This is a genomic window from Magnetospirillum gryphiswaldense MSR-1 v2, from assembly GCF_000513295.1.
GTDB lineage: Bacteria > Pseudomonadota > Alphaproteobacteria > Rhodospirillales > Magnetospirillaceae > Magnetospirillum > Magnetospirillum gryphiswaldense.
The window spans coordinates 2441596-2463409 of record NC_023065.1; the positions used below are offsets into that span (position 1 = coordinate 2441596).

The 21814-nt window shown below is 61.3% G+C and carries 22 protein-coding genes; 12 read left to right on the forward strand and 10 right to left on the reverse strand.

Annotated features, from left to right (window positions below):
• Window positions 1-130: 130 nt before the first annotated feature.
• Complete coding sequence (locus MGMSRV2_RS11455) at window positions 131-1222, reverse strand: protein kinase family protein (RefSeq protein WP_242410670.1); 1092 nt, start codon at window positions 1220-1222, stop codon at window positions 131-133.
• 68 nt (window positions 1223-1290) lie between these two features.
• Entirely contained in the window at window positions 1291-2211 is a 921-nt protein-coding gene (locus MGMSRV2_RS11460; RefSeq protein ID WP_024080529.1) for a hypothetical protein, read from the reverse strand.
• A 405-nt stretch (window positions 2212-2616) separates the two neighbouring features.
• Here MGMSRV2_RS11460 and mamG point away from each other — a divergent pair, with 405 nt between their 5' ends.
• Both mamG and MGMSRV2_RS11470 read left to right on the forward strand, forming a co-directional pair.
• Window positions 2617-3174: a magnetosome protein MamG gene (mamG, locus tag MGMSRV2_RS21695; RefSeq protein WP_242410671.1), complete on the forward strand. Its 558-nt coding sequence runs from the start codon at window positions 2617-2619 to the stop codon at window positions 3172-3174.
• Window positions 3175-3185: 11 nt separating this feature from the next.
• Window positions 3186-3521 (forward strand): magnetosome magnetite crystal formation protein family, encoded by a 336-nt coding sequence (locus tag MGMSRV2_RS11470; protein WP_024080531.1) that lies wholly within the window; start codon window positions 3186-3188, stop codon window positions 3519-3521.
• A 79-nt stretch (window positions 3522-3600) separates the two neighbouring features.
• Here MGMSRV2_RS11470 and MGMSRV2_RS21440 read toward each other — a convergent pair whose 3' ends face one another.
• From MGMSRV2_RS21440 to MGMSRV2_RS11480, 3 genes are all read right to left on the reverse strand, one after another.
• Window positions 3601-3750, reverse strand: coding sequence for a hypothetical protein (locus MGMSRV2_RS21440; protein ID WP_024080532.1), 150 nt, complete (start codon window positions 3748-3750; stop codon window positions 3601-3603).
• 255 nt (window positions 3751-4005) lie between these two features.
• Window positions 4006-6120, reverse strand: a complete 2115-nt coding sequence (gene feoB / locus MGMSRV2_RS11475; RefSeq protein ID WP_024080533.1) for a ferrous iron transport protein B — start codon at window positions 6118-6120, stop codon at window positions 4006-4008.
• 36 nt (window positions 6121-6156) lie between these two features.
• Window positions 6157-6411 (reverse strand): FeoA family protein, encoded by a 255-nt coding sequence (locus MGMSRV2_RS11480; RefSeq protein WP_024080534.1) that lies wholly within the window; start codon window positions 6409-6411, stop codon window positions 6157-6159.
• Window positions 6412-7151: 740 nt separating this feature from the next.
• Here MGMSRV2_RS11480 and MGMSRV2_RS11490 point away from each other — a divergent pair.
• The 4 genes from MGMSRV2_RS11490 to tnpC all read left to right on the forward strand — a co-directional run bounded on the left by MGMSRV2_RS11490 (window position 7152) and on the right by tnpC (window position 11176).
• Window positions 7152-8003 carry a CZB domain-containing protein gene (locus MGMSRV2_RS11490; RefSeq protein WP_024080535.1) on the forward strand — a complete coding sequence of 284 codons (852 nt, stop codon included), beginning with the start codon at window positions 7152-7154 and terminating at the stop codon, window positions 8001-8003.
• 798 nt (window positions 8004-8801) lie between these two features.
• Entirely contained in the window at window positions 8802-9167 is a 366-nt protein-coding gene (gene tnpA, locus MGMSRV2_RS22405) for an IS66-like element accessory protein TnpA (protein WP_024079338.1), read from the forward strand.
• Window positions 9164-9511, forward strand: coding sequence for an IS66 family insertion sequence element accessory protein TnpB (gene tnpB, locus MGMSRV2_RS11500; protein WP_024078582.1), 348 nt, complete (start codon window positions 9164-9166; stop codon window positions 9509-9511). The genes tnpA (MGMSRV2_RS22405) and tnpB (MGMSRV2_RS11500) overlap by 4 nt, the downstream gene beginning before the upstream one ends.
• Window positions 9512-9568: 57 nt before the next feature.
• Complete coding sequence (gene tnpC, locus MGMSRV2_RS11505) at window positions 9569-11176, forward strand: IS66 family transposase (RefSeq protein ID WP_024079059.1); 1608 nt, start codon at window positions 9569-9571, stop codon at window positions 11174-11176.
• Window positions 11177-11392: 216 nt separating this feature from the next.
• On the opposite strand, the gene MGMSRV2_RS11510 is transcribed toward tnpC, so the two are convergent.
• Genes MGMSRV2_RS11510 through MGMSRV2_RS11520 form a run of 3 tightly spaced genes read right to left on the reverse strand, consistent with a single transcriptional unit; the run spans window position 11393 to window position 14279 of the window.
• Window positions 11393-12358, reverse strand: a complete 966-nt coding sequence (locus tag MGMSRV2_RS11510) for a protein kinase domain-containing protein (protein ID WP_024080536.1) — start codon at window positions 12356-12358, stop codon at window positions 11393-11395.
• Window positions 12359-12364: 6 nt separating this feature from the next.
• Window positions 12365-13270: a hypothetical protein gene (locus MGMSRV2_RS11515; RefSeq protein ID WP_024080537.1), complete on the reverse strand. Its 906-nt coding sequence runs from the start codon at window positions 13268-13270 to the stop codon at window positions 12365-12367.
• A gap of 28 nt (window positions 13271-13298) precedes the next feature.
• A complete protein-coding gene (locus MGMSRV2_RS11520; protein ID WP_024080538.1) occupies window positions 13299-14279 on the reverse strand; it encodes a hypothetical protein in 981 nt (326 codons plus the stop codon).
• Window positions 14280-14581: 302 nt separating this feature from the next.
• Between MGMSRV2_RS11520 and mamY the strand changes: the two genes are divergently transcribed.
• From mamY to ftsZ, 4 genes are all read left to right on the forward strand, one after another.
• Window positions 14582-15697: a liposome tubulation protein MamY gene (gene mamY, locus MGMSRV2_RS11525; RefSeq protein ID WP_024080539.1), complete on the forward strand. Its 1116-nt coding sequence runs from the start codon at window positions 14582-14584 to the stop codon at window positions 15695-15697.
• Between the two features lie 162 nt (window positions 15698-15859).
• Window positions 15860-16669: a magnetosome protein MamX gene (mamX, locus tag MGMSRV2_RS11530; RefSeq protein ID WP_024080540.1), complete on the forward strand. Its 810-nt coding sequence runs from the start codon at window positions 15860-15862 to the stop codon at window positions 16667-16669.
• Entirely contained in the window at window positions 16653-18584 is a 1932-nt protein-coding gene (gene mamZ, locus MGMSRV2_RS11535) for a magnetosome biogenesis transporter MamZ (RefSeq protein ID WP_041633585.1), read from the forward strand. Before mamX ends, mamZ begins: the two co-directional genes overlap by 17 nt.
• Window positions 18585-18631: 47 nt before the next feature.
• A complete protein-coding gene (ftsZ, locus tag MGMSRV2_RS11540) occupies window positions 18632-19561 on the forward strand; it encodes a cell division protein FtsZ (RefSeq protein ID WP_234016313.1) in 930 nt (309 codons plus the stop codon).
• 15 nt (window positions 19562-19576) lie between these two features.
• On the opposite strand, the gene MGMSRV2_RS11545 is transcribed toward ftsZ, so the two are convergent.
• Together MGMSRV2_RS11545 and MGMSRV2_RS11550 are read right to left on the reverse strand one after the other, a co-directional pair.
• A complete protein-coding gene (locus MGMSRV2_RS11545; RefSeq protein WP_024080543.1) occupies window positions 19577-19801 on the reverse strand; it encodes a hypothetical protein in 225 nt (74 codons plus the stop codon).
• Window positions 19802-19883: 82 nt separating this feature from the next.
• Window positions 19884-20845, reverse strand: a protein-coding gene (locus tag MGMSRV2_RS11550) for an IS630 family transposase (RefSeq protein ID WP_144084247.1) whose coding sequence is annotated in 2 segments (ribosomal slippage) — window positions 19884-20497 and window positions 20497-20845 — 963 coding nt in all. Because the reading frame shifts where the segments join, the coding sequence is not laid out codon by codon here.
• A 203-nt stretch (window positions 20846-21048) separates the two neighbouring features.
• Here MGMSRV2_RS11550 and tnpA (MGMSRV2_RS22410) point away from each other — a divergent pair.
• Both tnpA (MGMSRV2_RS22410) and tnpB (MGMSRV2_RS11560) read left to right on the forward strand, forming a co-directional pair.
• On the forward strand, window positions 21049-21414 hold the full coding sequence (tnpA, locus tag MGMSRV2_RS22410) for an IS66-like element accessory protein TnpA (protein WP_024079338.1): 366 nt from the start codon (window positions 21049-21051) through the stop codon (window positions 21412-21414).
• The gene (gene tnpB, locus MGMSRV2_RS11560) at window positions 21411-21758 is read left to right on the forward strand and encodes an IS66 family insertion sequence element accessory protein TnpB (RefSeq protein ID WP_024078582.1); all 348 of its coding nucleotides are present in this window, start codon (window positions 21411-21413) and stop codon (window positions 21756-21758) included. Before tnpA (MGMSRV2_RS22410) ends, tnpB (MGMSRV2_RS11560) begins: the two co-directional genes overlap by 4 nt.
• Window positions 21759-21814 lie beyond the last annotated feature (56 nt).

Below are 21814 nucleotides of genomic sequence, written 5' to 3' on the forward strand. Positions count from 1 at the left end.
ATCTTCCAGACACAGAGCCATGGAACGGCCCTCCCCGAGAAATGCATTCAGCCGGAGGTATCATTGCCACAATAATACCAGACTTCGCCCGTCATTCTGACGGAACGGAGTGGCAGGATAGTTGGATCACTCAGAAATTTTCCATGATCTTGGCCTTCTGCCCGTCGTAATCGGCCTGGCTGATCAGGCCCTCATCAAGGGCGGCCTTCAGCTTTCTCAGGCGATTGATCGGATCGTCGCCTCGGCTGGCAACCACCGGCTTGGAGCGATCAGAAGGAATGGGAACGGCAGGCTTCGGCCGGGCATTGGGAGTGATATTTGGCGCTCCACTGGACACCCGATAGAGAAGCCACCTCAGACCTCCGGTTACCGGGCTCATGTCCAGTCCTGCGGCCGCGGACAGGATCGCCTTGATCGACGGTATGCGGATGGAATTCGATCCACAGGCCAGCGCAAGCCGTGCCGCCCAATCGCGAACGTAGAGGTCATCGAAGGCTGATAGCCGTTGGAACAGTTCCGAGCCCTGCGGATTGAGGAAATCCGACCGGGTGAAGATGAGGTTCTCGCCACTGTGGCAGTGCTTGAGCAATCCGGGATCGAACACCAAGGCCCGCAGCGACAGCAGCATCACCAGCATGGAGAAGTGATCCAACGTCGCATCGAAATGCGTCTCGTTGCGTTCGGGGTGCTGGAAATTGATGCTTCCGAGCAAGGTGCAGGGCAGCCCGCTCAGTTCAGGAAGATACATGGAATCGTAATCGATCAGCTTCAGCCGACCATCAGGTCCGATCAGGATGTTGTCGTGTTTAAGGTCGCCATGGGCCACGCCACGGTTCAGCAGATCCAGGCATAGCCGCGCCCAGGCCCGGCTCAGGCCAGCGATCCCACCGCGCTTGTCGCTATCACACAGGGTCTGGACCAAGGCGCCGATGGTGCGGCCAGGGACCCAAGGCATGCTGATGACCGGATATTCACCGTGTTTGGCGATGGACGACGTCACGTAGAGTTCGTCGCGGTGAAGCCGGAGCGGAACCATATAGGGCGAGCCGCTGGCGCCGACGAAGCCGGCGACGGCCTGGTAGCGGCGTTCCAGATCGGGAAGATCACGGATGAAGCACTTGATCGCCAAGAGCGATCCCTCGGAATCGGTGACCCGGAATACCCCGGCGAAATTTCCGGCGAGAAACTGCGGGTGGCCTCGGGAATCCTTGAACGGTGTCACCTGGAGAGTGGCGAACCGGGCTTTGGCGTTGGAAAGTGCCGCCTTATAGTCCGCCAATACGGGGAACGTCACTGTTCAAACTCCGTGGTCCGAGCGTGTGACGAAGCCTCAGCTGCTTGGTTAAAAACGATGGCCGGCCGGGTACCGATATCGAGCAGTTTGACCAACGCGACGGCATCGGCATTGAACGCCATGCCGCGCAGGGTCGGCGTGGTTTTCAGGTCGCGCTCGAACAGTTCGCAGATGATGGCGCGATGACGGCCCGACAATTCGCTCGACATCTCGAACAGCAGGCGGGCATAGGTGTCGTCGGGCAGTTGGCCTGCGCTGGATGGGAACACCACCGGCGCATCGTCGCCACCGGAAATATGGCAGTTCATCAGCAGGACGTGGCCGTCATTGGTCTTCAGCCCGGTCAACCGCCGGGCGGTCGCCAGAAGTTCTTCGTCGCTGTCAACATCGTTGGCCATGCCGTCAGTAATGTTGATGACGGCCGGGGGGAATGACCCGGGGTTTGCGGATATCCAGGGTTCCAGGATCGACTGCGCCAAGCGCAGAGCCCCGTTCATGGGGGTGCTTTCCACAGCCACCGGCGCCACCCAACGCGAAACGGCGACCCGTTCGACCACCGGCTGACCGCGAACCATGGTGGTGGTCTCTTCCTCAATGGTCTCGGCGTTTTCCGCCACCTCGGAGATCGGCACCAATGTGCGCCCGGCGAGGTTTCCCAGCCAGCAGAACTCGGCACGGTTGGTGCGCCCATAGCCGATGACGCCAATGTCGAAATAGTCTCGGACACCTTCATCACGCATACAGCGGTTAATCAACTCGTCGAGGGTTCGGTTGAGCGCCTCCGCCACCACCTGGGCCCGGCTGATCGTCTGTCCGCTATCATCCACACCGAAGGTGGTGTTCATGGATTTGGATTGATCCACCAGAAAGATAAAGGCGCCGCGCTGGTCGCGGCTGATTTCCTGTGAATAGGCCACGGATCACGTCTCCTGTGGTTGAACAACGGTAGGATTTACGCTGGAGGGGATCTCTGTCGGCGAAATCAGGTCATATCCGGAGCCTTGATCATGGAACAACCGGAGGCCCTGAATCTCACGCGCCATCACTTTAGCAAAGACTATGGCTCCATCAAATTTTTGGACAAAACAGCAGGAAACGCAGACTGCTGAAGTGCGAACATGAGAGTGATTATTAACACCTTCTGCTGCCGGTGTATTGTTATCCGCTTGCAGACTATTGTCGAGCAGGCGAATTTGTGCAACAAGACATGTATGTATTTATCTCTTTCCCAGAGGAGTTAGGTTATGGCGGCACAGATGGCAACAGGTATGGCTGGTGGGACCGCGGCGAACGCCGCAGCTCCCGCAGCTGGCGGCGCGGCCATGGCTGCCGCGGCTGCTCCGGAAATCGAACGTGAGGGTGCCGCTCAGGCCGCCGGCATGAAGGCCGGTGGGGCCAAAGCTGGCGCCGCGGCCAAGACCGGTGCGGCCAAGGCAGCCGCGGCAGAGGTTGAGCGCGAGGCGGTGACCGCCAAGGCTGCGGGCATGAAAGCCGCTGGAACCAAGGCGGCGGCTGGTGGTGCCAATCAGGCCGCTATGGCAGCTAAGGGAGCCGGCACGGTTGGTAGCACTGTCGGTGGCGCGACCAAGGTCGCTGCGACCGGCGTCAAGGGCAAGGCCATGGTTGCCGCCGGTGGAACTGGTGCCGCTGGTGCCGCCGCAGGCGCTGCCACCGGGGCTTCGGTCACTGCCAGCCCCATCGCCGCCGCAACCAGCAGCAGCGCCATGCTGTCCGCCAAGGGCGTCAGCTTGGGCCTCGGCCTGGGTCTGGGTGCCTGGGGGCCGGTGCTGCTGGGCGTGGTCGGAGTGGCGGGCGCCCTCGCTCTTTATGGATATTACAAGAACCGCAATGCCGAGCCGGCTGCGGCCGAAGCCGTCTGAAGGAGGACGAAATGATCGCACAGACTGTCGGGCTGTCGCAGGAAACCGGTACGAGCTACAAGCCTTTGGTGATGGCTGCCCTCAGCTATCTCGGCATTCTTTGTTTTGTGCCTTTGATGCGCAACAAGGATGACGAATACGTTCAGTTCCATGCCAAGCAAGGGCTGGTGCTGTGGATGGTCGCGGTCCTTTCCATGTTCGTCCTGGAAATTCCCGGCATCGGAAAGTGGTTCTTCGGCTTCTCGTCTATGCTGGTTCTCGTGCTGTCGGTGGCCGGGCTGGCCTCGGTGGCGTTCCGCCGCGCCTGGAAGCTGCCGCTGGTCGGATATATCGCCGACCGCATCTGAGACTGCTGAACGGATCCGCCGCGCCGAGATGACTCCATGGGGTCATCTCGGCGTTGGCGTTATTGTAGGGCGTTTCTGGTCACATCCGGCGCCACCAATCGAGGGCGCCGCACAGCAAGGCGGGGCCGGTATCGGCGATTTCGATGATGCCCATGGCCACGGCAGCCAACCCCAGCAGAATGCCTATCTTCAGCCTGCCGTTCCGAGGCAGTTGATCGCGAGAGATCATTGCCGCATCCCCATGGCGGGGGTCAGCCACAATCGGTGCGGCCGCCGTTTCGCTTGGCGCCGCAACTGCATCCGCCGCCACACGACGCCCCGTCGGACGGCCGCCACATCCGCCACAGATGACGGATGACAACGAAGGCCGCTCCCGCTCCCACGACGGTAATGGCGCCTATATCCCAGAGTGATCCCCAAGCCATGGCGCAACGCTTCTTTCATCAAAAGGTGGCGGAGAGCCGCTCCGCCACCAGAACAAGACCTACAAGAATGTCCCGCCGATTCGGCTGGCGGCCAGGGCCAGCAGCCAAGCGAAGGACAGGGAATAGACCACCGAGAATCCGGCCCAACGCCAGCTCTGCGCCTCCTTGCCGATGATCGCGATGGTCGACAGGCAAGGCGCGTAGAGCAAGGTGAAGATCATGAAGGCGATGGCCGTGGCGGGCGGCATGGCGTTCTTCAAGGTCTCGGTCAGTTCCTCCGACCCCTTTTCCTGGGCATAGATGACGGCATAGGTCGCCACCACCACTTCCTTGGCGACGAAGCCGGTCATGATGGCCGCCGAATCCCGCCAGGAAAAGCCCAGAGGCTCGAACAGCGGTGCCACAGCGATGGCCGAACGCCCCAGATAGCTCTTTTCCAGCTTCTCCTGCGCCTGGGCGCTTTTCAGCGTCTTCAGCGCCGTTTCCTTTTCCGGGCTGTCGGGAAGCGTGGTCTGTTCGGCGATGACCGTCTCGAAATCCTGGGAATAGGTGATATCGCGGGGGAACTCCTGGAGGAACCAGATCACGATGGAGCCCACCAGGATGACGCCGGTTACCTTGGCGACAAAGCCCTGGGCGCTGTCCCACATATGGTGCAGCACCGAATGCAGGGTCGGCAGGCGATAGGGCGGCAGTTCCATCACGAAGGCGTCGCCACCGCTGCCGGGGATGATGCGGTTCAGCAACACCGCCGACACCATGGCGGCGACCAGGGACAGCATATACATGGCGAAGACCACGGTGCCGGCCATATCGGCGAAGAAAGCTCCGGCGAACAGGATGAAGACCGGCAGTCGGGCCGAGCAGTTCATGAACGGCGCGATCAGCATGGCGATCAGACGCGCCCGCTTATTGGTGATGACGCGGGTGGCCATGACGGCGGGGACATTGCAGCCGAAGCCGGCCACCATGGGGATCAGGGTAGTGCCGTGCAGGCCGAAATGATGCATCACCCGGTCCATCAGGAAGCTGGCGCGGGCCAGATAGCCGGTGCCGCTGAGGATGGCCATGAAGAAGAACAGAATGACGATATTGGGCAGGAACACGATGGTTCCGCCGACGCCGGCCATGACGCCGTTGACCACGAGATCGTGGAACATGCCCTCGGGCAGGGTCTTGTCCACCAGATCGGTGGCAATCTGAACCAAAGCTTTGATCCAGTCGGTGGGAATGGCACCCAGGCTGAAAGTCGTCTCGAACATCACCCACAAAATGCCCAGCAGCAGGGGCAGGCCCAAGGTGCGGTTCAGGAAGAAATCGTCGAGGATGCGGGTCAGCTTGAATCCGGCGGTGGGGTCGCCCTCCTGCTGGCGGGCTTCGCGCAGCAGGCCGTTGGCAAAGGCGAACCTCGCCGAGGCCAGCAGGCCGGCGGTGTCCTCATCATGCTCGTGGACCAGGGCTGTCTGCTCGGCCTTGATCTCCTCGACCAGTTCGACATGGTTGCTTTCGTGGCGCAGAACCTCGTCATCGCCTTCCAGCATCTTGATCGCCAGCCAGCGCGAGCGCACCGGGCTCAGCTCCTGGGGGTGCAGCTTGGACAGATGCTGCTGGACGCGCTCGATGGCCGCCTCCAGATGGCTGTCATAGTGTAGCCGCAACGGGGCGGCGGCGGGGGTTGCCGAGGCCATGGCCGCCACCGCGTCCAGCAGGGCATCGATGCCCTCCTTCTTCAGGGCGCAGGTCTCCACCACCGGCGATCCGAGGGCCGAGGCCAATAGGGCGGTGTCGATGCGAATACCGGCCCGCCGGACCTCGTCCATCATGTTCAGCACGGTGATGCGGGGCAGCCCGGTCTCGATCAGCTGGGTGGTCAGGAACAGGCTGCGGTCCAGATGGCCGGCATCCAGCACGTTGACGATGATGTCGGGTTCCTCGCCGTGAATATAGTCGCAGCCGACCTTCTCCTCCGGCGATTGCGACGAGGTGGAAAAAATGCCCGGCACATCGACGATGCGCAGGCTGACCCCGCCATGGGTGATCTCGCGCACATTCAAAGAGGTCGTCACCCGCTGATAGTTGGCGACGGCGGATTGGGCGCCTGTCAGGGCATTGAACAAGCTGGTGGAACCGGCATTCGGGTTACCCACCAGTGCCACGGTGACGGGGGATTTCATATACGGCTACCCTTGAGGCGATGTCGGATGGGGTGATTATTTCAAGCGAATGCGGATCTGCCGGGCCTCGGCATTGCGCAGGCCCAGGCTATAGCCCATCAGGCTGTAGATGCGGGGATCTCCGAGCGGAGCAGAGCGATCCAGGGTTACAGCAGTTCCGGACACCACTCCAAGCGACTGCATACGGCGCTTGAAAACGCCATCCTCGGTTTCGATCTTGACGATCTCACCCTGCTGCTCGGGACAAAGGTCGGCAAGGGTAAGAGTGTCGATCTTGACCTGCTGATCCATCCTGGAACTCCTCCTTATTTGTTAATGCCGCAATAATCGAAAGCAATTGCGAATGAGTTGCGATTAATTCGGCGTATCGTCCCTCAATCTTGCTGCCGAGTCAAGGCGCAAAATCCAATGTTGGGCCACCCGGCAAGTCGCATCACAAAGGTCATTCAGCCAACTTGCGATGGGAACAAGCAGATGTTTTCCCTCGGCACAAGCATCGGTGCAGACGACAAAAAGATGCTTTTTGTCGGCATCGTAAGTGGTGCCAGAGGGAATCAGCAGCGTTCCCTTTTTGAGGATTTTATAGACCCCTGATCACCGCCGCAGGGCAGTGAACAAACGATCAATTTGCCGGTGCTCTTTGACCAATTCGGCCTGATCATCGGCATGAGGAACGTGGAGATAACTCAGAATCCGTTCCAGGGGGATCGGGCGGGAACTGCGGTTGGGGCCTTGGCTATGGATCTATAACCATGACCGCCCCAATATGGGCATCGGCGGTATCACACCCGCCCAGAAACTGAAATTGGCAGCATGAATTCTATGTTCGGACCCCGCTAAAAACGGGGGGATTACCATGCCAAGCGGCTTGAATTTGGCTCTCTCGCATAATCCTCTCGCCCTATCTGAACAAAATTTTTCTGCTTCAGTCTGATCGCTGACAAATGTCAGTGATACCGCCCCCATTGCTGCTTATACAGGGGGCGCTTCCACACCAGACAGGCATCCTAGACACTCAAGGACCGAATACGATGATCGCTACCGAACTAGACGTCAACGCCGCCAGGCTGGCCCATCTTCGTTGGGAGGCGGCATTGGAGGCCACCGTGAACGGTGAAGGGACGCAAGAACCGTTAATGGGTCATGAGGATTGCGATCTTGGCGCCTGGATTTACGGTACTGGCCTCAGTCGTTATGGAAAATTGGGAGCTGTCTGGCAGTTGAAAACTGCTCATAAGCGTTTTCACCATCTTGCCGAAGAAACTTTGTCTGCATGCGCAGCTGGCAAGGCCGAGCGCGCTGTGGAAAAGCTGGCAGCCGTTCGCAAGCTTAGTGGCGAAATACTGTTTTTACTGACCTCACTTGAACTCGATGTCATTGAGGCCGCAATCAGCAGCGCCCAACCCAATGACATTCCGTCTCGGTTGATGAGAGCGTTTTTCCCAAAACCACTCCCCCTCAACATCATTTCTATTCAGGCTTTAGGCGGGGCTGGCAGTGGTCGTCATACTTTGAACGTCACAGGTGCTCGGCTTGTCCATCTAAAATGGATCCGCGATCTTCAATCGGCGTTCCGCGGCCATGGTAAAGCTATGCGTGCCCAACCAAGCGATGAGTGCAGCCTCGGAATTTGGATACATGGTACCGCCATGAGGGAGTTGGGTGCCACCGAGGCATTAAAAAACCTTGATGCCGTCCACAAGCGATTCCATCGGGAGGTTGACATAGTCATCTCATCTCTCAATCACGGAAAGCTTCGCACTGCCGACGAGGCTTATGAGGAAGCTCTGGTCCTGAGTGGCGAGATCATCACCCTCCTGACACGCCTACAGGTTGAGCTGGCCGATTCCCATGTCCTGTCGGCAGGAAGTTCAAAACTTTAAGCCTACCACAAGCTGCCTTGAAGGATAGCTCATCATGCCTTTGCGTCTTCATTCTATGCCCGCTGGCCAGGGTTGCCCTATGAACGGAAGCTCCGCTTTAGGGAGCAAGGCGGGTGCCTTAAAAGGTCTTGGTGCAAAGACCGGGTCTGGGGCGGGGCTGGGCCTCGGGCAATGCAGTACCACGACTGTTGGCAAAATGGCTGTGGGCGCCAAAGGCGTTCCAATAGGATGGGGGGCAGGCGCAGGGGCAGGAACCGGAGCAGGTACCGGTCTGGGCGGCATTGGGCCATGTGGCACCGCTGTCGGCAAGGTGGTTGTGGGAGCCAAGTCAGCCACTCCCATAGTGTGGAGCACCGGAGCTGGTGCTGCCTCAGGTCATGGGATCAGTTTGGGTCTAGGCCTTGGACTTGGGGCATGGGGGCCGGTTTTACTGGGGGCTGGCATTGCTGCACTCGGCTATTACCTCTATGCCAACCGGAACCGAAAGCCCATCCCTAACAAAGACGAATTGGCGGTAGCCTTAAACGACGCAGCCTGCTGATCCGGAAATTCCTCTGCTAAAGTGCGAGCGGCTCTTGTGGCCGTAATGAACTGGGTGAACTCGCCGACGGCGTAACAAGTGAGGCTTTGCCCCCGACCGAAAGCGCGCCGGCTCCGGTCTCAGGTCATTAGTTAGCGCTTCGTATTGAGGTTCACCGTATCCCTCCGGCGTGGACCGCCTTCCCGGCCGGGTGAGCTTCGGCGAAGCTGATCGCCTGATTGGCGTTGAAGTTGGCGGAAGTGTCCACGGATTCATTTATGGACAGAAACTCGACCGGGCGGCGGCGGAACCGTTCTTGGCCTGAGGATCTGAAGCGGGAGATCGTCGCGGCGACCTACGAGCCCGGGGCCTCTGTGGCCGGGGTGGCGCGGCGGTACGGGGTCAACGACAATCAGGTTTTCACTTGGCGCAAGCGTTTCGGGGGACAACAGGGCGAGACGGTGCCGGCCCATATGGTGCCGGTGGTGGTGGCCGAGGACATGGCGGCCTCCGGGCGGAAGGAAGCCTCTTCTTCTGCCGGCGTGGTGGAGATCGATCTGGCTGGTGGCTACCGTGTCCGTGTCGGCGATGGTGTCGGTGCCCAGCTGCTGTGCCGGGTCTTGGACGTGCTGGAGCGGCGATGATCCCGGTTCCGACGGGCGTCCGGGTCTGGCTGGCGGTCGGGCGGACGGACATGCGGCGCGGCATGAACGGCTTGGCGCTGCAGGTGCAGGAGGCGCTCGGCCGCGATCCCCACGCCGGTGACCTGTTCGTTTTCCGGGGTGCTCGGGGGGATCTGATCAAGGTCCTTTGGCACGACGGCCTGGGCATGTCGCTGTACGCCAAGCGCCTGGAGAAGGGGCGGTTCATCTGGCCCTCTCCGGCTGACGGCGTGGTGGCGATCTCGTCGGCCCAACTGGCCTACATGCTCGACGGGATCGACTGGCGCAACCCGCGCCACACCTTCCGCCCGCGAAGTGCCGGATAGGGCGGAAACCCACATTTTTAGCGAGTCAGCGGCCGGGTTTTATGATTCCATTGGGGCATGGAAATCGGCCGCGAGACCCCGACAGACGACATCGACGCCCTGAGGGCGGAGCTGGCGGTCGCGCGCGCCAGGGCCGCCGAGGACCAGGCGCTGATCGCGCACCAGAAGCTGCAGATCGAGAAACTGAAGCGCGAACTCTACGGCCCCCAGGCGGAACGCTCGGCCCGCCTGATCGACCAGATGGAGCTGGCGTTCGAGGAACTGGCGGCGGCGGCCACCGAGGACGAGATCACCGCCGAGAAGGCCGCGGCGCGCACCACCAACGTGGCGGCCTTCACCCGCAACCGGCCTGCCCGCAAGCCGTTTCCCGAGCATTTGCCGCGCGAGCGGGTGGTCGAGCCGGCTCCGTCGGCCTGCTCCTGCTGCGGCGGTGACCGTCTGCGCAAGATCGGCGAGGACGTCACCGAGACCCTGGAGGTGATCCCGCGCCAGTGGAAGGTCATCCAGCGGGTCCGCGAGAAGTTCAGCTGCCGGGACTGCGAGAAGATCAGCCAGGCGCCGGCGCCCTTCCATGTGACCCCGCGCGGCTGGGCCGGCCCCAGCCTGCTGGCCATGATCCTGTTCGAGAAGTTCGGGCAGCACCAGCCGCTGAACCGCCAGGCCGAGCGCTATGCCAAGGAGGGTGTGCCGCTCAGCCTGTCCACGCTGGCCGACCAGGTGGGCGCCGGCTGCGCCGCCCTGGAGCCGTTGATCCGGCGCATCGAGGCCCATGTGTTTGCCGCCGCGCGTCTGCATGGCGACGACACCACGGTGCCCGTCCTGGCGAAGGGCAAGACCGACACCGGCCGATGTTGGGTCTATGTCCGCGACGACCGCCCCTTCGGCGGACCGGCACCACCGGCGGCCATGTTCTACTATTCGCGCGACCGGAGAGGTGAACACCCCCAGGCCCATCTCGCTGGGTATGCCGGGCTGCTCCAGGCGGACGCCTATGGGGGCTATGGCGCACTCTACCTGCCCGACCGAAAACCCGGGCCAATCCTGGAGGCCGCCTGCTGGGCGCATGCGAGGCGTCCGTTCTTCGCCCTAGCCGACCTGGCGGCCAATGCCCGCCGCAAGGCCGAGGGCCGGGCTGCCTCGGTGATCTCGCCCCTGGCGCTGGAGGCGGTCCGGCGCATCGACGCCCTGTTCGAGATCGAGCGCGCCATCAGCGGCCAGGACGCCGACCGGCGGCGGGCGATCCGCCAGGAGCTCAGCGCCCCCCTGGTCGCCGACCTGGAACGATGGCTGACGGAGAAGCGCGCCGGTCTGTCGCGAGGCAACGATCTTGCCAAGGCCATGGACTACATGCTGAAACGCTGGCCCGCCTTCACCCGCTTCCTCGACGACGGCCGCGTCTGCATGACCAACAATTCCGCCGAACGCGCCCTTCGTGGCATCGCGCTCGGCCGGAAGTCCTGGCTCTTCGCCGGGTCCGACCGCGGTGGACAGCGTGCCGCCTCCATGTACAGCCTCATCGTCACAGCCAAGATGAACGACATCGATCCGCAAGCCTGGCTGGCCGATGTCCTTGCACGGATCGCGGGTCACCCCGCCAGCCGCATCGACGAACTCCTGCCCTGGAACTGGCGGAACGCCAACCCGGCCTCCGCCGTCGCCGCCTGACGCCGCCCCCCCCCTGCGTCCTTCACCGGATGGATACGGCAAAGCGGGCGCGGTGAAAGGGCTTGGAGCAAAAGCTGAAGCTGGAGCCTCGGGCCAACCGGGACCGAAAGCCTGCACCTCCAAAGGACGAATTGGCGGCGCCTTTGGACGACTCCGCATCTTGACGCTTTGATTGGCGTAGCCGCTTCGGTAATGCCGCGAGAAAAAGGGCAAGGCTCAGGAAAAGAACGAAAACAACGCCTTCTTTGGCGGCAAAGCCGGAGTCGCATCGATTTTGGCCGCCGTCTTAAGGATGACATCCATACCTGGAATGCCGATGGAAGGAGCCTTGGCCGATTTGATCAGGTGCGATGTCCAGTCGCGAACATGAAAATCCGGGCTGACCGCCAATACCTTCAGCAGATCCGACCCCTCCGGCCGGGTAAAATCATCCTTGGTCAGGATCAGGTTCTCGCCGTTGTGGTGGCAGCGGAACAACTCCGGCCCAAAGGTCAAAGCCCGCAATGACAGCAAAATGACCAACATGGAAAAGTGATCGATGGCGGCATCGAAATGCCGAACGTCGCGCTTGGGGTGCTGGAAATTGATGCCGCCCAACATGGTCGAGGGCAGCCCCTTCAATTCGGGCAGGTACATGGAATCATAGTCGATCAGCTTCAGGCGGCCGTCCTGGCTGACCAGGATATTGTCATGCTTCAAATCGCCATGGGCGATGCCGCGTTGTAGCAGATCCAGGCACAGACGGCTCCAGGCCCGAGTCAACCCGGCCAGCGCCGCGGCATTACCCCTTTGGCACAGGATCTCAGCGACAGCGCCAATACTGCGACCGTCGATCCATGGCATGGTCACCACCGCATAATCAGCATGGGGGGCGACGCGGGATGTGACAAACACCTCGGCCGACAGAAATTGCAGAGGCACCACATAGGGGCACTGGGCGGACCGGCAAAATTTTGCGACAGCGGAATATCGGCGCGGCAGATCGGGCACTTCACGGGTGAAGCACTTGATGGCGAGATGTTCCCCGTCCCTGGTCACGACCCTGAACACACCGGCAAAATTGCCGGCCAGGAAAACCGGGCTGCGGCGGGCATCCAGACGCGGCTCGAATTCCAAAGTCGCAAACCGCCCCTTGGCATTGGCGATGGCCGTCTTGTAGTCGTTGATCAGGGGAAGGGGCATTGAGGATCACCGGTTCCGGGTAAGATCGACATCGATCATGATCAGTGTGGCATCGTCATTGGCCAGCAATCCTTTATCGCAGAGTGCGCGGATACGCACGGCGAAAGACATATCCGATTTCAGGCAATCGCGCAGCGTCGCCAATTCGCCGGATATGCCTGGGCCCGGCGTGGCGCGGTGGGCACGGGCGGCCTGCCCAAGCTTGCTCTCGCCACCGCTTAACCTCATGAACTCATTCAACATTCCGCCAGAAGCCTGGGACCTTGGAAGACTGGCCAGGGTCCGCAGCAGCAGATACTGACCAATTCCGTCCGAGGCCAGAACCACCGTCGCCCGATCCGGCAACACCATCTCGCCCCCATGAAGGCTGGCCTCACGCGGCATGTCTTTCCAATTAAGCAAAAAGGGGGCGCGGTCCAGCGCCGAAAGTGTCGCCGGATAGCTAGCGGCCAGAGCCGGCTGCCGCCCCGTCCGGTCGAACACCATAAGCTGGCTGTCGCCATAGCCCAGCCATTGCAGCATGGCGCGCCCCCGCCGATAAGCCAACCACCCCGCCACCAGCGTTGCGAATGAACCTTCCCGGATGAATTTACTGTGCCGGGCCGGGGTAGCCTTGGACAGAGCGGCATGATCCGCACGAAAGTTCAGACAGAATCCATCCATCCACTGGTTCAGCGCCTTCATGCTCGTGATGGGAGTCTTGGGCAGCCGCGTCACCAGAGTCTCTGCCCAAGGACCGCAGAACAGCCCCGCGCCGCCAGCCCCATCCGAAACCGCCGCCAACAGACCATCAGGCGTCCTCGTCAGCCGCAGCCGGTCCTCGTTCTGCCGCCACAGCAGTTGGTCGCCGCTGGCGAAGCTGTCATTACGGGGCTTAACGACCGATCGGCCCTGGGCGGTCCATGAGAGCATGGGAAGGCATTTCCGAAGCAATGGCTGACTAACCTTGATCCCCGAATTCAACCTGCATCACGGGTTCTTCAATCTCGAAGGACTCGACGACAACCAGGTCGGAAACCGCCCCCAGCGCCACATGGGGCTCGAAGGGAGTAGAAACGCCGATGGCCTGACGGGTGCCGATATCCAGCAGTTTGAGCAGCGCCGTGGCGTCGGCATTGTATGCCATGCCTTTGATGATCGGCGCACTTGCCATATCGCGCTCGAACACCTCGCAGATAACGGCGCGATGCCGGTTGGACAATTCGCTCGACATGTCGAACAGCAGCTTGGCATAGGGATCGCGCGGCAATTCCGCTGCGGATGAGGGAAACACCACCGGCGCATCAGTCCCGCCCGCAATGTGGCAGTTGATCAGCAGCACATTCCCGTCGCAGGTCTTCAAACCGGTCAAATTCCGCGATGTCGCCAGAAGCTCGGCATCCGTATTGACGTCGTTGGCCATTCCGTCGGTGACATTGATGACCACCGGAGGGAACGAGTCCGGATTGTGTCGAACCCACTCGTCCAGGGTGGAATGGGCGAGACGGAAGGCGGCATTCATGGGGGTGCTGTCCACTCCCACCGGATCGATCCAACGCGAAAGGGTGAGCCGCTCGATCAGGACCTGCCCACGCACCTCGGTTTCGATGTCCACCTCTTCGATCTCCGCGTTGTCGGCCACCTCCGAGATGGGAACCAGCCGACGACCAGCCAAGGCACCCCGCCAGCAGAACTCCGGGCGGTTGGTGCGGCCATAACCGATGATGCCGATGTCGAAATAATCGCGCACGCCTTCGTCGCGCATGCAGCGGTTGACCAGTTCCTCCAAGGTGCCGTTCAGGGCATTGGCGACCACCACGGCGCGGCTGACCATCCGTCCAGACTGATCGGGGCCAAACTCCTTGTTCATGGATCTCGACTGATCAACCAAGAACAGGAACACCCCCTTGCACTCCCTGCTGATTTCCTGGGAATAGCTCATGCTCGCCTCCTGGTCGCTCAGTCAGCCATGACAAGTGCACGACCCACAACATGTTGATATTTAGCGATTACCATAATCGCCCCACGCATGTACACAGCCATATTAGGCAATGCAGGTCCTCACAAACAAAAGGCGGTGTTGCGATTAATGCGCATCTTCCGGTATTGACGGACTCGCCACAAAGCCATATCTATCCCTTGTGTCCAAGCTACCTTGCCGGTCAGCTTGCTGTTACTGTGGCAGTATCCTATACACACCAGAACATTTTGGCGACCACCACAGCCACCACGGGAGCAGCCCTTATGTTGATGAACTTTGTCAACAATGTATCAAAGACGATTAACGGAGGAGCCCGCATCGTATATGTCGGATCGTTCTCCTGGGCTGTCTTATCACTTCTTTTTGTCACCGCTTTCAGTGGCTGGAATAATATTTTCTCAATGCTCCCCCACGAGATTTTTATTCTAGTTCTAACCATTTCACTTCCGATTGCTCTGATTGTTTTGATCTTCATGCTCTCGCAGATTGTGAGAACCGTCGAGAGCGTGAAGTCTGAAATTTCCACCCTGTCCCAGCGGGATCCTGTTTCCGAAGAGGCGGTCACCATGCTGGCCGATCTGTTCCGCGAACATCGCGATGCCGTTGCCGCCCAGGTGGCAGCCCAAGTCGAGGCCACCGCCCAGTTGGTCCAGATCAATCAGGACAACCGCGCCCTCGCCGCGCCCTCGCCGGATTCAGGCGACGAAAACCCCCTGGCCTTGCTGGCCCAAATGTTCCGCGAATACCGCGAGACAGTGACGGCGCAGCTGGAAGCGCAAATCTCGGCCACCACCCAGTTGGTGGAGGCAAGCCGTGACAGCCGCGACGGCATCGTCGATGAACTGCGCTCCCAACGGGTTCTGTCCCAGGAAATCACCCAAGAACTATCCCATATCGCCCAAAGCCGGAATGTGGTTCCGGTCGCCGAGCCCGGCCTCGACCCGTCGCAGCGGATCGACCGCATGCGGGCGTTGGCGGAGGTGCTGGGGCTGGCCCTCAATGACCTCAGCATGACCGCAACCCAGCTCCTGAGCGAGCACCTGAACGCGGCCCATGGCGACAGGGAGGGAACACAAAAGTTTATTTCGACCCTGACTAACGCCTATTTCGCGGGTGACAAGAACGTCTTTTTCCGCAGCTTGGTCAGCGAGGTCGTCAACCATTCCGACCAATTGCAGCAATGCGCGATTGGTGCCGAGAATGTGCGCCAGCAGATTTCCAAAATCCTGCGCGAGGCCCGTGAGATCCGCTCGCTGGTGTCCGCCTGCGACCCTAATGATCTGGTCCGGATCGTCTTCGAGGATGGCGAGTTGTGGGCCTTGGAAAAGGCCCTGGCCGAGCACTTCCTCATCGATGGAACCCCCATCTCCGATGCGTGACGAAAGCCGACGTCCGAAATTGCATGGCCGCCATTTCCAGCTACGGTCCAGACGGAAGGCCGATGGTCATTCCATTGCGTATGGGAATATGAGATACTTCGGCACTTTCATCGCTAGCGCATCGGGAATCGGTAGCTCCACTTTGACCACAGTCGAACTCCCGTGAACACCAAAGCCGTTGCACATCCCGACATCGCCGTCTGGATCATGGCGTTGGGCATTGCCTTCAGCATGGCCCTAGTTCTGACCGCGCTGTTCAATGCCAATCCGTGGGAAGATCACACCTACGATCTGGCGCCTCCCATTGTCGCTGGGATGGCCGCCCCCCATCGCGATGGCCGCGAGAAGATGGTCTGCTCCAGCTGCCATATCGTCACCCCCGCTTCCGCCGCTACCGGTCCGGGCGCGGGCACGCTGCCCATCGTTGAGGGAACCCCGGCGCCGCATGTGGATGGACGCGAGAAGATGGCCTGCGCCAGTTGCCACACCATCGTGAAGAAGGGCAGCGTTGCCAAGAGCGGCAAGGCAAGCCCCGCTCCGGTGGCATTCTCGCAGGGCATGCCCTTACCCGAGGCGATGAGCGTGGCGCTGGCGGTTACCCCGGCACCGGCGCCCCTGGGCAACGAAGCGCATGAGCGGATGGTGCCCTTCCGCTATCAAGGCAAGATCGTCAGCGTGGCGGGCGCTGGCACCCGCTCGGTCTGGGGTGATATCTATATTCAGATCAACGATGGGATCAATCCTCCCATGTGGATCGACCTTGCCCCGCTCTGGTTCCTGCAAGCGGAGGGCTGCTTGGTCCGTCCCGGTATGTTCGTCAAGGGCACCGCCTTCCGCGACCCGACCCAGGCGAGCGCCGGGCTGGATTACGCCATGAGCGTCATGGCCAATGGCGAAGTCTGTGCCCTGCGTGACGACCATCTCAACGGCCTGTGGGCTAATGTTGGAGGCGTGGATGCCGAAGAGCGGTAAACCCTCCACCGGCACGACACCGGCTGACTTCGCTCCCACCCAATGGAATATCATCTATCTGCTGATGACCGTGGGCTCTCTGGTGGCCGCGCTGTCCATCTCTATCCAGCCCCTGCTGCTGGATAAGATTTTCGGCATTGCCTTCGAAAAAGAGGGCGCGGTCAACGCCGATATTCAGGTGGTGGCAGAGATCGTCTCCATCGTCTGCGTGGGATGGTTCGGCCTGCTATCCGATCGGATTGGCCGGGTTCGGATCATCGCCACGGGCTTCCTGATCGCGGTGGCTGGCGCGGCCATGTCCCTGCTCAGCCTGCAAATTGGGCTCGCCTTCGGTGCCGCCGGGCTGGTGCTGTTCTATCTGACCCGGGTGCTGCTGACAGTGGGGGCCGATACCGTCCAGTTGCAGCTTTCCACCCTGGTGGGCGATGTCTCCTCGCGGGCCAACCGGCCGCGCCTGATGGGAAATTTGGTGTTCATGATGGTCTTCGGCGGCACCATGCTGTCGGCCATCATCATGCAGATGGCCGATTATAAGGGCGGTGTGTTCATCATCATGTGCCTGCCGCTGCTGATCGGCATCGCCGGGTTCCAGATGACGCGCGAATCCTTGCGGGATGTAGCACAGCCCCAGCAAGCGCCCACGGGAGACGAGCATCCCCTTCGGCAAGTCTGGTCGGTGATCACCAGCGACCCGCGCTTGCAATTGGCCTTCGCCGCCGCCTTCTACACCCGCGCCGACGTGATCATCCTCAGCCTTTTCTTCTCGCTGTGGTGCATTTCCGTGTCGGATCTGGTGGGGGTGACCCGCACCTACGCCACCGCCCATGCCGCCGTGATGATCGGTCTATTGGGGCTGGCGGTTCTGGCGGCAATCCCGCTGTGGCGATCCTTCATCGAGCGCCACAGCCGCATTTCCGCCATCGGGGCCAGCCTTTCCCTGGCGGCGGTCGGCTATATCTGGCTCGGAATGTTCGCCAATCCCTTCAACTGGCTGGTGGCCTTGCCGTTGCTGATGGTAGGCATCGGCCATGCCGGATGTTTCGTGACTCTTCAGGTCCTGACTGTGGACGTCTCGCCCAAGCCGATCCTGGGCGCCATGGTTGGGGCGGGCTATCTGGTGGGCGGCCTTGGCACCGTCATGCTGGTGCAAAGTGGCGGCTATTATTTCGATGCGCTTGGCCCGCGCGCGCCATTCATCCTGATGGGAACCGGCAAGATGCTGGTGACCCTCTACGCCGCCTGGCTGCTGGCCAACGGCATTGATGAGACCTGCGATCACCACCTTAAATCCACCCGCAAGGTGGATTGGAAGCCGCTGGTGTTCCTGACCGCGGCCCTCCCCTTCGTCTGGCTGATCGGGCGCAGCGTTATCGAAGGATATTTCTCCAACGGCTCTCTGGGCGAGGCCCCGGTCGGTTTCGTCAACCGCTATTTGGGCGATTGGGCCTTCACCTTCTTGATCATCTCGCTGTCCATGCGCCCGGTGCAGGAGATTACTGGCATCAAGTCCCTGGCCAAGTACCGGCGCATGATCGGCCTGTTCGCCTTTTTCTACGCGGTATTGCACGTTCTGGCCTATGTCACCCTGGAATGGGCGCTTAATCTGGGCGACATGGCGAGCGACATCTACAAGCGGCCATTCATTCTGCTCGGCCTGGCGGCCTTCCTCCTGCTGATCCCCCTGGCCTTCACCTCCACCAACAGCCAGATCAAGAAGATCGGCGGCAAACGCTGGAAAAGGCTGCATAGGGCCACCTATGTCATCAATGCCCTGGTGGCGCTGCATTTCATCCTTGCTGCCAACCACGAGAATGGCGAACCCTATGTCTATGCGGCGGCCGTCATAGTTCTTCTGTGGTACCGTTTCTACCAGTGGCGGGGCGGCAATGTGCTGCGCGCCCTGCGAATCGGCTAAATGGTATTTTTGGCGTTGAACCCATTAGCTTCTGCGAAGACATGACAATGATACGTCCCAGAATCATCGTGATCGGCGTCGGTGGCGCGGGCGGCAATGCCGTCAACAACATGATTCTGTCCAAGATCGAGGGCGTGGAATTCATAGCCGCCAATACGGACGCCCAAGCCCTGGGGTTAAGCTTGGCCGACCGGCGCATTCCGCTTGGAGGCTATGTCACCAAAGGCCTGGGTGCGGGGTCACGTCCCGAACTGGGCCGCTCGGCTGCCCAAGAGAGCATCGACGACATCCTGACCGCTATCGACGACGCCAATATGGTGTTCATTACCGCCGGCATGGGCGGCGGAACCGGTTCCGGCGCCGCTCCGGTCATTGCCCAGGCCGCGCGCGAGCGGGGCATCCTGACCATCGGCGTGGTCACCAAGCCCTTCCACTTCGAGGGTGGTCATCGCATGGGCACGGCCGAAGCCGCCATTGAGGAATTGCAGCACGTCGTCGACACCCTGATCATCATCCCCAATCAGAACCTGTTTCGCATCGCCTCTGAACGCACCACCTTCATTGATGCCTTCAAGATGGCCGACAACGTTCTGAATTCCGGCGTGCGTAGCGTCACCGATCTGGTAGTGAAGCCCGGGCTCATCAATTTGGATTTCGCCGATATTCGCATAGTTATGAGCGAGATGGGCAAGGCCATCATGGGCACCGGCGAGGCCGAGGGCGAACCGCGCGCCGTCAAGGCCGCCGAGGCAGCCATCTCCAACCCGCTCTTGGGCGACACCTCCATCGCGGGGGCCAAGGGAGTGCTGATCAACATCACTGGCGGCATGGACATGACGCTGTTCGAGGTGGACGAGGCCGCCAACCGTATCCGCACCGAAGTGGCGCCCGACGCCAATATCATCTTCGGATCCACTTTCGACGAGAAGCTGGACGGCAAGATGCGGGTCTCGGTGGTCGCCACCGGTATCGCCTGAGCCGCTCCGGAAGAATCAAGCATCGGCGGCCCTCAGCAGGCGCAATCCATTGAAGGCCAGCAGAAGAGCAGCTCCCATATCCGCCGCAATGGCTCCCCATAAGGTGGCGATATCAAAAACCGCCAACACCATGAAGACGGCCCTCAACGCGATGGCGAAGCCGATATTCTGGCGGATGACGGCGATCATCCGGCGGGAATGCCCCACCAGCCAAGCCCGCCGGGTCAGGTCGTCCGACATCAGCGCCAGCTGGACGCCTCCAAAAACCTCGGCGCTGGCCTGATTTTGGCCTGATCGGATCGGCTGTGGTGTTAGAGCATTTTCACATCGAGCGTCCATATCCGTCGTGGGCGAAGAAATTGGCGCATTCCTCGGGCGGAAACAGGTCGATGAGTTTTCCGATCACGTCCCATAAGGTGTTGATGGTGCGGGCTTGCGCCTTTCGCAGCAGGCTCTTGAGCTTGGCGAAGGCGAGCTCGATGGGATTGAGGTCTGGGGAGTAGGGCGGCAGATACCGCAGGGTGGCCCCTCGGGCTTCGATGAGTTGCTTGACCCCTGCCACCTTGTGGGCGGGCAGATTGTCCATTACGACGATGTCGCCGGGCCGCAAGGTCGGAGCCAGGACCTGCTCGACATAGGCCAGGAAGATCGCGCCATTCATCGCCTTGTCGATGACGAAGGGGGCGGAGATTCCGTCATGCCGGAGCGCCCCGACGAAGGTGGTCATTTTCCAATGACCGTGCGGCACCGCAGCCAGCAGCCGCTGACCGCGCGGCGCCCGTCCGTAGCGCCGGGTCATGTTGGTCGATGCCCCGGTTTCATCAAGGAAGACCAAGCGGGTTGGGTCCAGCGCCGGCTGCTCGGCTCGCCAGGCGATGCGTCCTTCGGCTACGTCGGGACGTTCCTGCTCGGCAGCATGCGCACTCTTTTTTTCAGACTGAGGTCGAGCCGCTCAAGCGTGTTCCACAGGCCGCCGACGCTGATCGACACGCCCAATTCGGCCAGAACCCAGGCGCGCAACTCAGCCAGCGTGGCATCGGGCTCGACCTTGATCTGCGCCTGCAACGCCTCAAGGTGAGCCGCCAGCTTCTGTCCTGGCCGCCCAGGCCGTGGCTTCACCGTCGTCTCGCCGGTGGCCCGGCGGCGGCCTTGGGCCTTGTAGATGTACGAAACGCTCACCCGGAACAGCGGCGCCACCTCGTAGGCGCTCATGCCGCTGTCCACAGCCGCCAAAACTCTATCGCGCAAGTCCTGAGAATAGGACTGCCCTGAGCGCCACGTCATCGCATCATCCTCGGGAGCGTTGTTACCGAAGATGTTGAATCACAAAATGACCTCAGGGGGAATCCTCTACCGATTCCGCTCGGCGTGAAACCGCTCTAGTCAGTATCCCTCCGGCGTGGACCGCCTTCCCGGCCGGGTGAGCTTCGGCGAAGCTGATCGCCTGATTGGCGTTGAAGTTGGCGGAAGTGTCCACGGATTCATTTATGGACAGAAACTCGACCGGGCGGCGGCGGAACCGTTCTTGGCCTGAGGATCTGAAGCGGGAGATCGTCGCGGCGACCTACGAGCCCGGGGCCTCTGTGGCCGGGGTGGCGCGGCGGTACGGGGTCAACGACAATCAGGTTTTCACTTGGCGCAAGCGTTTCGGGGGACAACAGGGCGAGACGGTGCCGGCCCATATGGTGCCGGTGGTGGTGGCCGAGGACATGGCGGCCTCCGGGCGGAAGGAAGCCTCTTCTTCTGCCGGCGTGGTGGAGATCGATCTGGCTGGTGGCTACCGTGTCCGTGTCGGCGATGGTGTCGGTGCCCAGCTGCTGTGCCGGGTCTTGGACGTGCTGGAGCGGCGATGATCCCGGTTCCGACGGGCGTCCGGGTCTGGCTGGCGGTCGGGCGGACGGACATGCGGCGCGGCATGAACGGCTTGGCGCTGCAGGTGCAGGAGGCGCTCGGCCGCGATCCCCACGCCGGTGACCTGTTCGTTTTCCGGGGTGCTCGGGGGGATCTGATCAAGGTCCTTTGGCACGACGGCCTGGGCATGTCGCTGTACGCCAAGCGCCTGGAGAAGGGGCGGTTCATCTGGCCCTCTCCGGCTGACGGCGTGGTGGCGATCTCGTCGGCCCAACTGGCCTACATGCTCGACGGGATCGACTGGCGCAACCCGCGCCACACCTTCCGCCCGCGAAGTGCCGGATAGGGCGGAAACCCACATTTTTAGCGAGTCAGCGGCCGGGTTTTATGATTCCATTGGGG